Annotated in this window: 12 protein-coding genes; 11 read left to right on the forward strand and 1 reads right to left on the reverse strand. The window is 67.1% G+C overall.

Annotated elements, in window-relative coordinates:
• Window positions 1-31 precede the first annotated feature (31 nt).
• Genes GPICK_RS04935 through GPICK_RS04990 form a run of 11 tightly spaced genes read left to right on the forward strand, consistent with a single transcriptional unit; the run spans window position 32 to window position 12231 of the window.
• Complete coding sequence (locus GPICK_RS04935; RefSeq protein ID WP_052263293.1) at window positions 32-1474, forward strand: sugar transferase; 1443 nt, start codon at window positions 32-34, stop codon at window positions 1472-1474.
• 43 nt (window positions 1475-1517) lie between these two features.
• Window positions 1518-2279 (forward strand): polysaccharide deacetylase family protein, encoded by a 762-nt coding sequence (locus GPICK_RS04940; protein WP_052263294.1) that lies wholly within the window; start codon window positions 1518-1520, stop codon window positions 2277-2279.
• Window positions 2279-3658: a glycosyltransferase family 4 protein gene (locus GPICK_RS16570; protein WP_052263295.1), complete on the forward strand. Its 1380-nt coding sequence runs from the start codon at window positions 2279-2281 to the stop codon at window positions 3656-3658. Before GPICK_RS04940 ends, GPICK_RS16570 begins: the two co-directional genes overlap by 1 nt.
• A complete protein-coding gene (locus GPICK_RS04955; protein WP_039740995.1) occupies window positions 3655-5019 on the forward strand; it encodes a lipopolysaccharide biosynthesis protein in 1365 nt (454 codons plus the stop codon). Before GPICK_RS16570 ends, GPICK_RS04955 begins: the two co-directional genes overlap by 4 nt.
• Window positions 5016-6293: an O-antigen ligase family protein gene (locus GPICK_RS04960; protein WP_039740997.1), complete on the forward strand. Its 1278-nt coding sequence runs from the start codon at window positions 5016-5018 to the stop codon at window positions 6291-6293. Before GPICK_RS04955 ends, GPICK_RS04960 begins: the two co-directional genes overlap by 4 nt.
• A 4-nt stretch (window positions 6294-6297) precedes the next feature.
• Window positions 6298-7263, forward strand: coding sequence for a glycosyltransferase family 2 protein (locus GPICK_RS04965; protein WP_039740999.1), 966 nt, complete (start codon window positions 6298-6300; stop codon window positions 7261-7263).
• 37 nt (window positions 7264-7300) lie between these two features.
• Window positions 7301-8494: a glycosyltransferase family 4 protein gene (locus GPICK_RS04970; RefSeq protein WP_039741001.1), complete on the forward strand. Its 1194-nt coding sequence runs from the start codon at window positions 7301-7303 to the stop codon at window positions 8492-8494.
• A gap of 24 nt (window positions 8495-8518) precedes the next feature.
• A complete protein-coding gene (locus tag GPICK_RS04975; RefSeq protein WP_039741004.1) occupies window positions 8519-9322 on the forward strand; it encodes a WecB/TagA/CpsF family glycosyltransferase in 804 nt (267 codons plus the stop codon).
• Entirely contained in the window at window positions 9319-10422 is a 1104-nt protein-coding gene (locus GPICK_RS04980) for a lipid II:glycine glycyltransferase FemX (RefSeq protein ID WP_039741007.1), read from the forward strand. Before GPICK_RS04975 ends, GPICK_RS04980 begins: the two co-directional genes overlap by 4 nt.
• A gap of 49 nt (window positions 10423-10471) precedes the next feature.
• Complete coding sequence (locus GPICK_RS04985) at window positions 10472-11146, forward strand: GNAT family N-acetyltransferase (protein ID WP_039741010.1); 675 nt, start codon at window positions 10472-10474, stop codon at window positions 11144-11146.
• Window positions 11137-12231, forward strand: a complete 1095-nt coding sequence (locus tag GPICK_RS04990) for a lipid II:glycine glycyltransferase FemX (RefSeq protein WP_039741012.1) — start codon at window positions 11137-11139, stop codon at window positions 12229-12231. The genes GPICK_RS04985 and GPICK_RS04990 overlap by 10 nt, the downstream gene beginning before the upstream one ends.
• Before the next feature lie 13 nt (window positions 12232-12244).
• Here GPICK_RS04990 and GPICK_RS04995 read toward each other — a convergent pair whose 3' ends face one another.
• Entirely contained in the window at window positions 12245-13792 is a 1548-nt protein-coding gene (locus GPICK_RS04995; RefSeq protein WP_144400044.1) for a right-handed parallel beta-helix repeat-containing protein, read from the reverse strand.
• Between the last annotated feature and the right edge of the window lie 31 nt (window positions 13793-13823).

Below are 13823 nucleotides of genomic sequence, written 5' to 3' on the forward strand. Positions count from 1 at the left end.
CTGTGGCAGCGAATCAACAGGAGGTGCCACCATGACTTCGACGAAACGACTGATTCTGGCGAACCTGCTGAAGGGGTTCGACCTCCTTGTCTTTGTCGGCAGTTTCATGACTGCGGCCGCCATGGTGGCCTGGCCCATCCCGGAGCTCTCTGTCGAAGAGTTTTTCGCCATGAGGGTCAAGGTCCAGAATGCCATCGGCTTTGCCGGCTTCATGGCCGTCTGGAGCCTCGTTTTCAAGGGTTTCGACATCTACTCCTCGAAACGCCTCGCGACCCGCGACAGCGAAGTCCTGGATGTCCTGAAAGCGGTCTCCGTCGGGTCGGCTGTGATTTATCTGCTCGGAGTCCTCTTCAATATCTCTCTCATCACCATCCCCTTCGCCTTTGCCTTCTGGTCCGCAAGCGCCGCCGCGACGGTGGCCAGTCGGCTGCTCATGAGGAGCCTGCTCGAACGGTTGAGGGTGCGCGGCAGGAATCTGCGCCATGTCGTCATCGTCGGCACGAACCGGCGGGCGGTCGCCTTTGCCCGGAAGATCGAGGGGGAGCCGGAACTGGGGTACCGGATCATCGGCTTCGTCGACGGCGGCGACTGGCCCCGGAGCAGCGAATTCCGGGATTCGGGGTACCCGCTGGTCGCCGACTTCCGGGAACTCCCCGGTTTCCTCCGCAGCACCGTGGTTGACGAGGTGGCGATCTTTCTCCCCCTGAAATCCCTCTACCAGCAGGGGTCTCTGGTGGTCAGCCAGTGCGAGGAGCAGGGGATAATCGTCCGCATCCCCCCGGATCTCTTCAGTCTGAAGGTAGCCCACGCCACGACGGAGGAACTGCAGAGCGATCCGGTCATCACCTTCGCCACCGGTGCCATGGAAGGGTGGCCGATCGTCGCGAAGCGGTTCCTGGATCTGCTGGCCTCCACGGCGCTGCTCCTCGTGCTCGCGCCGCTTCTGGCACTGGTTGCCGCAACCATCAAGATCACCTCGCCCGGCCCGGTCTTCTTTGCCCAGGAACGCCTGGGGCACAACAAGCGGCGATTCCGGATGTACAAGTTCCGGACCATGGTGGCGGACGCCGAACGGCGGCAGGCCTGCCTCGAACATCTGAACGAGGCAGGGGGGCCGGTGTTCAAGATCAGGAACGATCCGCGCATTACCCCTCTCGGAAAATTTCTCAGAAAGACGAGTATCGACGAATTGCCCCAGCTGTTCAACGTCCTCCGGGGGGATATCAGCCTCGTGGGGCCCCGCCCCCTTCCGGTGAGGGATTACGAGGGGTTCGATCAGGATTGGCACCGGCGCCGCTTCAGCGTCCGTCCCGGGATCACCTGCCTCTGGCAGATCAGCGGCAGGAGCAACATCTCCTTCGACCGTTGGATGGAGCTCGATATGGAATACATCGACCGGTGGTCCCTCTGGCTCGACATCAAAATCCTGGTCAAGACGATCCCCGCGGTGCTGAGAGGGGTGGGGGCCGCTTGATTTTGTCCGTGGTGAAGAATTTGATGCGACGGGGGGGCGTCCAATGAGTCGTGCGAGAGCGTTTCTGCCCCGGCGGGACGACCTGCCGGTGCTGCTCTATCATCAGGTGGCCCGGACGACCCGCGATGAGGACCCGGCGGGGCTGGCCGTCGCGCCGGAAACCTTCGCCGCCCAGATGAAATATCTCCACGACCACGGCTTCACGACTGTCACGCTCGACGGCAGCGGGGCAGCGGCGGAGAGTCCCGCCCCCGGTCGCCGCATCGCCATAACCTTCGATGACGGCTACCTCGACAACTACACCGAGGCCTTCCCGATCCTCCAGAAGTACCGCTTTACGGCCACGGTCTTCCTGGTGACCGATTACCCCGGAGCCCTGCGCCGCTGGGAGCCCGCCCGTCCCGTCCCCCTCCTGACGTGGTCCCAGGCGGAGGAGATGTCCCGCTACGGCATCTCGTTCCAGAGCCACACCTGCACCCACCCCGACCTGAGCCGCTGCGGCAGGCGGGCCGCCCTCGACGAGCTGGTCCGCTCCCGGGAGACGCTCGAAAACCGCCTCGGCCGGCCGGTCCGGGCACTGGCCTATCCTTACGGCCGCTTCGACCGGCGCTCCGGCCATCTGGCAGAGGAGGCCGGCTACCGGTCGGCGTGGGGGGCCGGCATGACGGCGGGAGGGCGGTTCGCCGGGGAGCGGCTTCAGGTCACCTCCGGAGACGGACTGCCGCTCTTCGCCCTCAAGGCGAGCGGGTGGGGAGGGGTGGTGAGAAAACTCAGACACCTGGCGTGGTGGGGAGGGAGCCTCTGATGCATGGCGTTCGGACGGCCGTCTGCCCGCCGGAGCAGGAAACGGCTGACAGGGAAGAGGAGAGCGGTCAGGCGGTGGACAGGGGGGACCGTCCGGACCCCGCCCGGCGTCTCCGGGTCCTGCTGGGGGCCTACTCCTGCAGTCCCGACGCCGGCTCGGAGCTCGGCGTCGGGTGGCACCATGCCCGGGCCATCGCCCGGCATTGCGACGTCTGGGCTATCCATGCGCCGGTGGAGGCCATGGAGCGGTGGCTGGCCGAGCACGGCGAAATCCCCTCCCTCCACTTCTGCCCTCTGGGATACACGCGGTTCGAGCTCCTCCTGTTCCGGACCCGCCTCCTGGCGTATCTGGCCTACACCCTCTGGCAGCGGCGGGCCTGGCACCTCGCCGCGAAGCTCCATGACGAGATCCATTTCGATCTTGCCCACCAGGTGACCCTCACCTCGTATCGGGAGCCGGGCTACCTCTGGCGGCTCGGCATCCCCTTTGTCTGGGGGCCGGTGGGGGGGGTGGAGAATTACCCGTGGCGCTTTCTCCCTCGGGCAGGACTGTGCGGCGCCGTGAGCGAAGGGGCGCGCGCGGCCGGCAATCTGGTGCAGCTGCGGTTCGGCCGCCGGATCGCCCTGGCGGCACGCCGGGCCGCCGCGCTGATCACGGGGAATTCGCTGGCCCGCGCGGAGTTCGAGCAGCAGTACGGGGTCAGCGCCATTCCGATGAACGAACTGGGGACGACCTCGGTATCCGCCGCTTCCCCCCGCACAAACAACCGTCAGGGGGCGCTGCGGATGCTCTGGAGCGGCTCGTTTATCCACAAGAAAGCGCTCCATCTGCTGCTGGAGGCGCTGCGGGAGGTTCCCGGCGACTGTCCGGTGGAGCTTCGCATCGTGGGGCGGGGGCCCCTGGAGCGGCGGTGGCGGCGGCAGGCGCAGACCTGGGGCGTTGACCACCTCTGCCGCTGGGTCCCGTGGCTCCCCTACGATGAATTCCAGGCGCTCTATTCGTGGGCGGATCTCCAGGTCTTCACCTCCATGCGCGATTCCACCGGTTCCGTGGTGCTGGAAGCCCTGAGCCACGGCCTGCCGGTGCTCTGCTTCGACCACCAGGGGTGCGCCGATATGGTTACGCCGGAGTGCGGGGTCAAGATCCCCGTTACCCGTCCCGGCGAGACGGTCCGGCGGCTGCGCGAGACCATCGTCTCGCTGGCCCGGGACCGGAGCCGTCTCGACCGGCTGTCGGAAGGGGCGCTGGCCCGGGCCGGGGAGTACCTCTGGGCGCGGAAGGGAGAACGGATTTTCGGGATCTACCGCGAGGTGCTGGCGGAAGGGGAAAGCGCCGCCGCTGACGCCCCGCCCCGGCTCGAAGGGGTGCCTGACCGATGAAAAGCGAGACCGGCTATATCGCCGTCCTTCCTGCCGGCATCCGTCTCCGGTCGTGGTGGGGGAGGGTGGCGGGGGCGGTGGCCCGCAAAGGGGGGGTGACCCTTGCCGACCAGGGGGTCGTCAGCGTCACCAACTTCCTCACCGGCGTCATCGTGGCGCGGAGCGGTTCCCGGGAAGAGCTCGGTCTCTATTCGCTTGGGTTCACCGTTCTCATCGTCCTGCAGGCGGTGCAGAGCTCCGCCATCTCCTCCCCCTACACCTTTTTCAACGTCCGCTTTGCCGAAGGGGAACGGGCGGCATACACCGGCAGCAGCCTGGTTCACCAACTCCACCTCGCCGCTGCGGCGGCGCTGCTGCTGGCGGTGTCGGGGGCGCTGCTCGCCCGTGGCCTGGGGAGCCCCGGAATGGTTGCGGTGATGCCGCTGCTCGCCCTGGCCACCCCCTTCGTCCTCGTGCGGGAGTACGGGCGGCAGATCTTCTTCTCCCGGCTCCGGTTCTCTGCGGCCCTCCTGATGGACCTGGTGGTGGCCGGCGTGCAGATGACGGCGCTTCTGCTCCTCGCGGGAATGGGGAAGTTGTCGGCAGCCGGCGCCTACGGGGCGGTCGCCCTGGCGTGCGGGGGGGCCGTGGCGGTGTGGGGGGCAACGGCGCGGCAGTACTACTCCTTCGACCGGACAAGAATCCTGCCGGACCTCCGGATGAACTGGGCGATCGGGAAGTGGTCCCTGGCCAGCGGCGTTGCCTCCCTGGCCGGCGCCCAACTCTATCCCTGGCTCATCACCGTCTCCCGCGGGGTGGAGGCGGCCGGGATCCTTGCCGCCTGCATGGGGGTGGCGTTCCTGGCCAATCCCCTGATCATCGGGGTGGGCAATTTCCTGGCGCCCCAGACCATGCATTCATTCACCACGGACGGAGTCCCGGCGGTACGCCGCCTGCTGGCGAGGAGCACCCTCGTCCTGGCGGCCGGCATGACCCTGCTCTGCGTCACGATGTTCGCCTGGGGGGACGAGCTGCTCCGGCTCATCTACGGCGCCCGGTACGCAGGGTTTGGCCTCGTCGTTGCCCTCCTTTCCCTGAGCCAGACGTTCGAGGTCTTCTCTCTCCCCCCCAACTGCGGGCTTTTCCTCATGGAGCGGCTCGACGTCATCTTCCGGGCAAACGTCATCGTCCTGCTGGTGACCGTGACGGCCGGTTTCTGGCTCATGCGCCTGCTGGGCCCCCTGGGGGTGGCGTGGGGGCTGCTGCTCGGCAATCTCCTGTCGTCCCTGTACCGCTGGGTGGAGTACCTGCGGCGCATCGGCAGCTTCACTGCGACGGGGGGAGCGGTGCCGGCCGGGAACGAAGCGGGGGGCGGCCCATGAGCGGAGGAAATTCCGTCACGATCGATGGCGTCACCAGGGAGAAGCGCTTTCCGTGGGTGATGCTCCTGCTCATCACCATCGTCTTTTTCGCCCTGCAGTACCGCTCCGGCATGATCGAGGGGTTCTCCCAGGAAGTTTCCGACGTGGCCAAGGGGTACGAGACGGGGAATGCCCTCCGCCAGTTTCTGCTGGTCTCCCTCGGGCTGACCGGCCTTTTCAGCCTCTGCCGCAACCGGGGGGAGCCCCTGGGTGTGCGGGGGGTGCTCGGCGGGACCATGGTGCTCTACCTCGTTCTGGCCCTGGCCAGCGTGGCCTGGGCGGAGGACCCGGCCCTGACGGTGCGGCGCTTCATCGCCTTCGCCATGATGTTCATTGCCATCGTGGCGGTGGTGTCGCGCCTGCCGGCCACCACGATGATGGAGTTTCTGGTCGCGGTCACCTCCGCGTACATGGCGGTCGGGCTCTGTGCCGAGCTTGCCAGCGGCGCCTTTCATCCGTTTCAGGCGGGGTACCGCTTTTCCGGGCTGTACCATCCCAATGCCGTGGGGGTGGACTGCGCCTTCCTCATCATTGCCGCCTTCTCCGCCGAATGCCGGGGACGGCGCCGGTGGCTCCTGTGGGGGGCGGGTGCGGCCGGCTTCGCGCTGCTCATCCTCTCTAGGTCGCGGACCTCCCTGGCATGCGCCCTGGTGGCCCTTGCCGCCCGCTGGCTTCTGACCGCGCGGCTTTCCCGCAAGCTGATCTTCCTGGGGCTCTCGGGGTGGCTCCTCTGCGTCGTGTTTCTCGTTTTCGGCGATGCCCTCTTCCCGGCCATCGGCAAGATGTTTCTCCTGGGAAGAGGCGACAGCGACGTGCGCACCCTGACCGGCCGGACCGACCTGTGGGAGGAGCTCCTCTTCTACGCCCGGCAGCGTCCGCTGCTCGGCTACGGGTTCGGGGGATTCTGGGGGGTCCGCCACGTCTACGAGGTGTCAGCGAGCCAGGGGTGGTCCGTGGGGATCGGACACTCGACCTATATCGATCAGGTCCTCGAACTGGGAATCGCCGGGCTTGCCGTTCACCTGCTGATGCTGGGGGAGGCGCTCCGGCGCTCGGCCGTCTACGCGCTGAGAAGCGGCGACACCGGCTACGCCTTCATCTTTTCCGTGGTGATCTTCGCCATCCTGGGGGGGATCCTCGAAACGGTCACCCCCTATCCGAGCCTCACAACCTTCACGATCTTCTGGGCGATGGCCTATCTGGCCTTCCGCAGGCCGGTGGCGGCAGAGGGGTGACGGGATGGAGATAAGCGTCATCGTCACAACCTACAACCGGGCGGGGCTCCTGCACGACGCCCTTGCCAGCCTGGCGGCCCAGGATCGGGGGGGGGCGTTTCCGCACGAGATCATCGTCGTCGACAACGCCTCCACCGACGAGACGGCGGCGGTCGTCCGCCGCTTCGCCACGGACGGGTGCCCCGTCAGGTATCTGTTCGAGCCGGTGCAGGGGGTGGCCGCCGCCCGGAACCGGGGGGTGAGGGAAGCGGCCGGCACCTGGCTTGCCTTTTTCGACGACGATCAGCGGGCAGACCCCCGCTGGCTCGGCGAGCTCGTGCGCCCCACCGCCGCCGGAGCCTCCTGCGTGGGGGGACGGGTGATCCTCGACCTGGCCGCCGGCACGGCGGCGGCGCTTTCGCCCCACTGCCGCTCCCTTCTGGGAGAAGCGGACCATGGCACGGGAGCGGCAAAGCTGACGGGAAAGAGCCTGCCGGGGACCGGGAATGTCCTCCTCGACCGCACGATCTTTACCGAGGTCGGGATGTTCGATGAATCGCTGTCGAAGGGGTGCGAGGACACCGACTTCTTCAGGAGGGTGAAGGCGAAGGGGTACGAGATGTGGTACGCGCCGCAGGCCGTGGTCCATCACGTCATCCCCCCCTACCGCCTGACCGGCGAGTACCTGCGGTGGGTCTCCCTGCGGCAGGGGGTCAACTATGCCTGTCTGGACCACAAGGCGGGGGGGCTGGCCGCGACGCTTCCCGCCTGTCTCGGGAGGATCGGGCAGGCCCTGGCGGTCAACGTGCCGTGCCTGCTCTGGTCGCGGTTGACCGGCAACCGGGCCGACGCCGAGGGGCGGCGCTGTCTCCTTGCCAAGGCCGCCGGCTACACGCGGGAGAGCCTTTTCCTCCTTTCCCCCACCCTCTTTCCCCAGACGCGCTTTTTCGACCGCCTCGACTTCCGGGGCGAGCGGCAGAGCTTTTCGTGAGGGGGGAGCCGATGCCGCAATCCCGGCAGGAAGCGCTATGAACATACTCTACGTCAGCAGCATGTACCCCCCGTCCCTCGGGGGGGCCCAGGTGCATCTCCATCATCTTGCCAAGGAGATGCAGGGGAGCGGCCACGGGGTCCGGGTCGTGACCCATACCTGGCGCAACCGCAGGGACTGGCTCCGGTTCAGCACGGTCCTCTCCGAGGATGAGGCGCGCTGCGACGTGGAGGGGATCGACGTGCTCAGGATGGGATTCTCCCAGGCGACCCGCCTGCGGATGCTCCCCTGGGCCTTGAGCTACTACCTGCTCATGGGACCGGCCGTGCGCAACCTCGCCGGCTTCATGGAGGAGTTCATGGAGCGGAGGGTCGAGGTCCCGACCCTGGTGCACGCCACGAGGATCGGGAGGGAGTTCATCGCCCGGGCCGCCCTCGATTTCGCCCGCCGCCACGGGGTCCCGTTCGTCCTCACCCCCAATCACCACCCCCGGTGGAAGGGTCCCCGCTACCGGGAATACGCCCGGATCTACCGGGAGGCGGACGCCCTGGTGGCGCTGACGGCCTTCGAGCGGGAGACGCTGGTGAGGGAATTCGGCGTCGACGGGGAGCGGGTCCACGTGACCGGCATCGGTCCCCTCCTGGCGGACCGCTTTTCGGCGGAGGAGTTCCGGGAACGCTACGGCATCAAGGGGCGTTTCGTGCTCTATCTCGGCCAGCAGTGCCGGTACAAGGGGATCGCCGCCCTGGCTGCCGCCGCCCCCCGGGTCTGGGAGAAGCACCCCGACGTGAGGTTCGTCTTCATAGGGCCTCCCACTGCCGAATCGCGGAAACTGTTCGGGACCCTCCACGACCCCCGGTACCTGAATCTCGGCGCAGTGGACCTGGAGACCAAGACCGCGGCGCTGGCCGCCTGTGAGTTTCTCTGCCTCCCCTCCGCCCAGGAGAGCTTCGGCGGCGTGTTCGTCGAGGCGTGGAGCCAGCGCAAGGCGGTGATCGGCGGCCGGATCGGCCCCATCGCCTGCGTCGTGGACGAGGGGGAAAATGGGCTCCTGTCGAGCCAGGACCCCCGGGAGCTGGCGGACGCCGTTGCTCGCCTGCTGGCCGACCCCGCCGCGTGCGAGGCGATGGGGAACGCCGGATGGCGCAAGGTGCAGGAGCAGTATGCCTGGCCGCGGCTTGCCGAGAAGACCCGGGCGGTGTACCGCTCCCTCGGGGTGGGCGATGCGTGAATCTGTCGCAGGAGGATGGAAGCGATGACGGCGTTGCATTCATGGCCGGTCAAATATCCCGTGTTGGGTGTCGGGGTGAGCGCCACCACCTACGATGAGGCGGCGGAGGTCATCATGGCCTCCGCGCGGGAGAGAGCCGGGGCCATCGTGACCGCCCTCCCGGTGCATGGCGTTGTCACGGCCGCCGGCGACCCGCAGCTCCGGGAGAAGGTCAACAGTTTCAGCCTGGTGGCGCCGGACGGGCAGCCGGTGCGCTGGTCGCTGAACCTCCTCCACGGCACCCGTCTTTCCGACCGGGTCTACGGCCCGGAGCTGATGCTGCGGCTCTGCGGCCGCGCCGCCGCCGAGGGGGTCGGGATCTATCTGTACGGAAGCCTCCCGGCGGTGGTGGAGGCGCTGCAGGCCCGCCTTCGCGAGCGCTTCCCCTCCCTGCGGATTGCCGGCGGCGAATCCCCTCCGTTCCGCCCCCTGACCCCGGAGGAGGACCGGGAGACGGTGGCGCGCATCAACGGCAGCGGCGCCGGGCTGGTCTTCCTGGGGCTCGGCTGTCCCCTCCAGGACCAGTTCGCCTTCGCCCACCGGGAGAGCATCGACGGGGTCCAGGTCTGCGTCGGTGCGGCCTTCGACTTCATCTCGGGCCACAAGAAGATGGCCCCCGCCTGGATGCAGCGTCACGGACTGGAGTGGCTGTTCCGGCTCTGCCAGGAGCCGGGGAGGCTCTGGCGACGCTACGTCGTGACGAATTCGGTGTTCGTGGCGAAACTCTGCGGCCAGCTCGTCCGGCAGCGGGTAGGGCGCGGCGGGGAATGGGGGAGAGGCTCCCGATGAGCATTCCGTCAGGATTCACGGTGGAGGTCGACCGCTTCGGCAGGGACGAATGGGGGGAGCTTCTCCGGCTCTTTGCCGATGCGACGCTCATCCACGCCTGGGATTTCGCGGAAACCATCTGCCCCGCCCAGCAGGCGAGCCGTCTCGTCCTGCGCCATCAGGGAAAGGTGGCGGCCCTGGCCCAGGTCAGGATCAAGGCCATACCGGGAGTGGGGTGCGGCATGGCCCATGTGGCCTGGGGTCCTCTCTGGTGCCGGCGGGGGGTGCCGCCGGACCCGGCGGTGCTGGACGCGGTCCTGGCGGCGCTGCAGCACGAATATGCGGCGGACCGCGGGCTGCTGCTGCGGGTTGCCCCGAACATCGTGGTGAGCGAGTGGCCCAGGGCAATGGAGATCCTGAAGCGGCGCGGATTCGGCAAGGTCGCGCGGGTTCGCGAGTACCGGACCCTGATGCTCGACATCGCCGCTCCTCTCCAGAACATCCGCAGGAATCTGGAGAAGAAATGGCGCCAGCATCTCTCCAGTGCGGAGATGCGTGGCCTGGAGGTGCGGCATGGCACGTCGCCCGGTTACTACCGGGAATTCCTGCCGGTTTACCGCGACATGCTCCGGCGAAAGGGGTTGCGGGCCGATCTGGACCTGGAGCGCTGGGGAAAACTTCAGGAGGTGCTCCCCGAGGGGGAGAAGCCGGAGGTCTTCCTGGTGGGTCCCGAGGGGGGGGCGGTTTCCGGGCTGATCGTTTCCGCCCTGGGCGAGACCAGTTTCCCGATCCTGGCCGCGACCGCGGAGGCCGGCCGGCCGCTGTACGCGTCGTATCTCATGCACTGGCGCACCATCGAGTGGCTTCGGGAGCGAGGGTGCCGCGCCTACGACCTGGGGGGGATCGACCCCGAGCATAATCCGGCGGTGTATCAGTTCAAGAAGGGGTTTCGGGCGCGGGACGTCTCGTTCCCCGGGACGTTCGAGGATAGCCGGAATCTGCTCAGCAAGGGGGTGATGACCGTGGCCGAGCCGATGTACGACCTCGTCAAGTGCGTGACGCGAACCATCAGGGGGAGGCTTTTTGCCGCCACCGACAGCCCGCCGGGAGGGGAAGGATGACGGCGGATGCTGCCGGTTACGGGAGACAACGATGAATCGATACCGCCTTATGTTGCAGAAGCTGCTCTGGAATGTCCGGGAAGACGGCGTGGCGGAGACGGTGCGTCGCGGTGCCGGGATGATCCGGCAGGAACTCTTTTACGGAAGCGAGCACGTGTTGTGTTTCGACGTCGATGCCATGCCGGAGGAGGCCGTGCCGACGGAGAGCGGGATCGCGATTGCGCACCATGTCCGGCGCGAGGATATCCCGGCGAGGCATCTGGAGCAGTTGCGGTCCATCGTGAGGAAGCGCCACATGCCGGAAGAGGTGGTGCAGCACTACCTCGACTACCTTCTCAGGATGTTCAGCGACGGCGGAGAGCTCTGCCTGGCCCTCTGCAACGATGAGGTGGCGGGCTTTATCTGGATTTTTCGGGCATCCGACAACTGCCGGGAATACTTTCAGTTTTTTACCATTACGCCGCGGGACGGCGTTCTTTGCGCGGCATTCACCCGTCCGGAGTTCCGTGGCAGGGGGGTGTTCGCCACCCTGAACCGCTTTGGCTTCAGGGTGGCGAAGAGGGAGGGGATGCAGTACGTCTATGCCTCCTGCAAAACCTGGAATACCGCCAGCTACCACGGCCTCGTCAAGTCCGGGATGCAGAGGGTGGGGACCGCCCGTTACCTGAAGGTGCTGGGGAGATACATCGTCGTCTGGTCCGCCAAGGAGGGGGAGTGGCCGTGACGCGGTGCAGCGGATACACGGCAGAGTTTGACCGGGTCACGCGGGAGGAGTGGTCGTCGCTGCTCAGGCTCTTCGACGACGCCACGATCATCCAGACGTGGGATTTCCCGGAAAGCGTCTGTCCGGGCCAGCAGGTGAGCCGCCTCGTCCTGCGCCGCGGGGAAGAGGTGGTGGCGCTGGCCCAGGCCCGGATCGTCGCGACCCCGCTCATCGCCCGCGGCATCGCCTACGTGGCTTGGGGGCCTCTCTGGCGCCGGCAGGGGAGGGCGCCGTCCCTTGAGATTTTCGATGCGGCGCTGGCGGCTCTGCAGAACGAATTTGTGGAGCGCCGGAAGCTGCTTCTGCGGATCTCCCCCAACATCGTGGGGAGCGAATTCCCCGAGGCGCGGCGGATGCTGGCGGAACGGGGCTTTTCCAAGGCCCGGCAGGCAGGGGACTACCGAACCATCATGATCGACATTTCGGTCCCCCTGCCGGAGGTCCGCGGGAATCTGGAGAGGACGAGACGCCAGCACCTGGCCAACGCGGAGCGTACCGCCCTTGAAGTCCGGCAGGGGACGGCGCTCGACTACTACGAAAAGTTCAAGACGGTCTACCGCGCCCATCTCAGCCGCAAGGGACTGCTGACCGATGTGGATATCGGCCGGTGGGAAAAGCTCCAGGAGACACTGCCCGAAATCGAGAAGCCGCAGATTTTAGTGGCCTGCGACAGGGGTGAGGCGGTTGGCGCATTCGTCGTCTCGTGCCTGGGGGGGACCAGTTTTCCCATCGCGGTGGCCGCCACCGAAGCGGGGCTCAAGGCCAACGCCTCGCCGCTTCTGTACTGGCGGGCGCTGGAATGGCTTAAAGGGGAGGGGTGCCGTACCTACGACATGGGGGGGATCGATCCGGAGGGTAATCCCGGGGGGTACCAGTTCAAGAAAGGGTTCGGCGGCAAGGACGTCACCTTCATCGGAACGTTCGAGGAGTGCCGAAACGCCTTGAGCCGCGGTGTGGTCTCCCTGAGCGAGCCGATGTACACTCTGGCCAAGCGCCTGGCGAGGGTCCGCAAGAGCAGGCTTTTCTCCCGCGGGGAAGGAGGGTAGCAGTCTACCGCAGTCAGGGCGTTGGAGCCGTCTCCGGCAGGAGCGGACCATCCCAGCGCGAATGGGCCTCCAGCCCCGTTTCCCGGGAAAACGACTCAAGGGTGTGGTGGGTGATGTCGTAGCGGGGGGTGTGGGTCCAGGAGATTCTCGCCGATCCCCCGCGCCGGTAGTAGCGGTTGTAATCGGAGCTGTTGCCGGCCGTCTCGGGAGGGTGGTGGTAGATCACCAGCTCCGCAGTCACGCTTTCAGCGATGATGTTGTTGCGCAGCCGGTTGTTGCGGAGTTCCGGGTGTTCCGGTCGCGGCAGGCCGTGGACGACGATTCCGTACCCGTTGCCGGTGAGGGTGTTGTTCTCCACGGTGACACCGCTGGAGGCCGAGATGTAAATTCCCTGGAGCGTGTTGCCGGTGATGAGGTTGCCGGCGAGGAGCGCCCCGTCGGAGATTTCGAACTCGATCCCCCGCAGGTTGCGTTTCACGAGAGACGCTTCCACCGTGATCTCCCGGCAGAAGATGTCGAACCAGAGACCGGTTCCGTTGTTCCCGACGGCGGTGTGCCGCGAGATGCGGATGCCGGTGCACGAGTTGGCCCCCTTGAGTCCTCCCCCCTGGAAGAAGGGGTAGAATCCCCGGTAGTTGTTGTAGCTGGTCTCGTTCCCCTCCAGCACGATATCCTGGGGCGGTCGCCCCGGGTAGGGCCTCCAGCCGTGGGCCCCGTCGGAGCCGTTGAGGGAGATCCCCACATTGCCGTTATGGTTGCAGACGTTGCCGATGATCCGGTGACCCTCCCCGGTGATGTTCAGCCCGGCAAAATCGCCGTAGGTGAAGGAACATCCCGCCACCACCCACGATTTCCCGCCCACGTTCACCATCCCCATCATGCGCGGCACGGAACTTATGTTCGAATGGGAGAATTTCAGGTTGCGCAGCTCGATGAAGCTGGCGTCGCCGGCGGGGATGATATGATCTCTGACGGACGCTTCCACCAGGCGGCGGTTGGGGTCGGAGCCGTCGGAGAGGCGGAGGTAGAGGACCCGTTCCCTCACGTCGTAGAAGAACGAGCCGGCCGCCATGTCGCCGGCTCCCTTTCCCCGGGTGGGGAGGATCGGTTGGTTTCCCCGCCGGATCGTGTTGAACGGCGAGGTTGCGCCGGTCTGGGAAAGGGGGGCGCCGTCAACGAAGAGCTGCTGGCTGTTCACGGGCCACCCGTTCCTCTTCCAGATACCCCTTCCCTGGGGGAGCCAACCGGTGACCGGATCGGACCCCTTGATGGTCACCTCCGCCCCCGGCGCGGCGCAGAGCCTGATCCGCGAGCGGGGGCCCCTTCCGCTCCGCGGGAGGGTGATCGTCTCCCGGTAGGTGCCGCCGGCTATCCAGACGGTGTCGCCGGGGCCGGCCCGTGCCACGGCGGCGGAGATGGTCCTGCAGGGGAGGGTGCGCTTCGTCCCGCCGTTGCGGTCGCTGGCCCGCCGGTGGCCGGCGTCGACGTAGAGGTCGCCGGCGGCGGCCATGCCACAGGGGAGCAGGGTGATGGCAGTGATGAGCAGCAACCGTTTGCGCACGGCACCCCCAGGTAATCGCCGAAAATAGGGG

Origin of the sequence: Geobacter pickeringii, assembly GCF_000817955.1 — a bacterium.
Lineage (GTDB): Bacteria > Desulfobacterota > Desulfuromonadia > Geobacterales > Geobacteraceae > Geobacter > Geobacter pickeringii.

Bases quoted from the DNA above. Each gene is read 5' to 3' on its own strand.
- GPICK_RS04955 (WP_039740995.1), top strand. From the start codon at position 3,655: ATGAAAAGCGAGACCGGCTATATCGCCGTCCTTCCTGCCGGCATCCGT.
- GPICK_RS04980 (WP_039741007.1), top strand. From the start codon at position 9,319: ATGAGCATTCCGTCAGGATTCACGGTGGAGGTCGACCGCTTCGGCAGG.
- GPICK_RS04970 (WP_039741001.1), top strand. From the start codon at position 7,301: ATGAACATACTCTACGTCAGCAGCATGTACCCCCCGTCCCTCGGGGGG.
- GPICK_RS04935 (WP_052263293.1), top strand. From the start codon at position 32: ATGACTTCGACGAAACGACTGATTCTGGCGAACCTGCTGAAGGGGTTC.
- GPICK_RS04965 (WP_039740999.1), top strand. From the start codon at position 6,298: ATGGAGATAAGCGTCATCGTCACAACCTACAACCGGGCGGGGCTCCTG.
- GPICK_RS04940 (WP_052263294.1), top strand. From the start codon at position 1,518: ATGAGTCGTGCGAGAGCGTTTCTGCCCCGGCGGGACGACCTGCCGGTG.
- GPICK_RS04975 (WP_039741004.1), top strand. From the start codon at position 8,519: ATGACGGCGTTGCATTCATGGCCGGTCAAATATCCCGTGTTGGGTGTC.
- GPICK_RS04960 (WP_039740997.1), top strand. From the start codon at position 5,016: ATGAGCGGAGGAAATTCCGTCACGATCGATGGCGTCACCAGGGAGAAG.
- GPICK_RS16570 (WP_052263295.1), top strand. From the start codon at position 2,279: ATGCATGGCGTTCGGACGGCCGTCTGCCCGCCGGAGCAGGAAACGGCT.
- GPICK_RS04985 (WP_039741010.1), top strand. From the start codon at position 10,472: ATGTTGCAGAAGCTGCTCTGGAATGTCCGGGAAGACGGCGTGGCGGAG.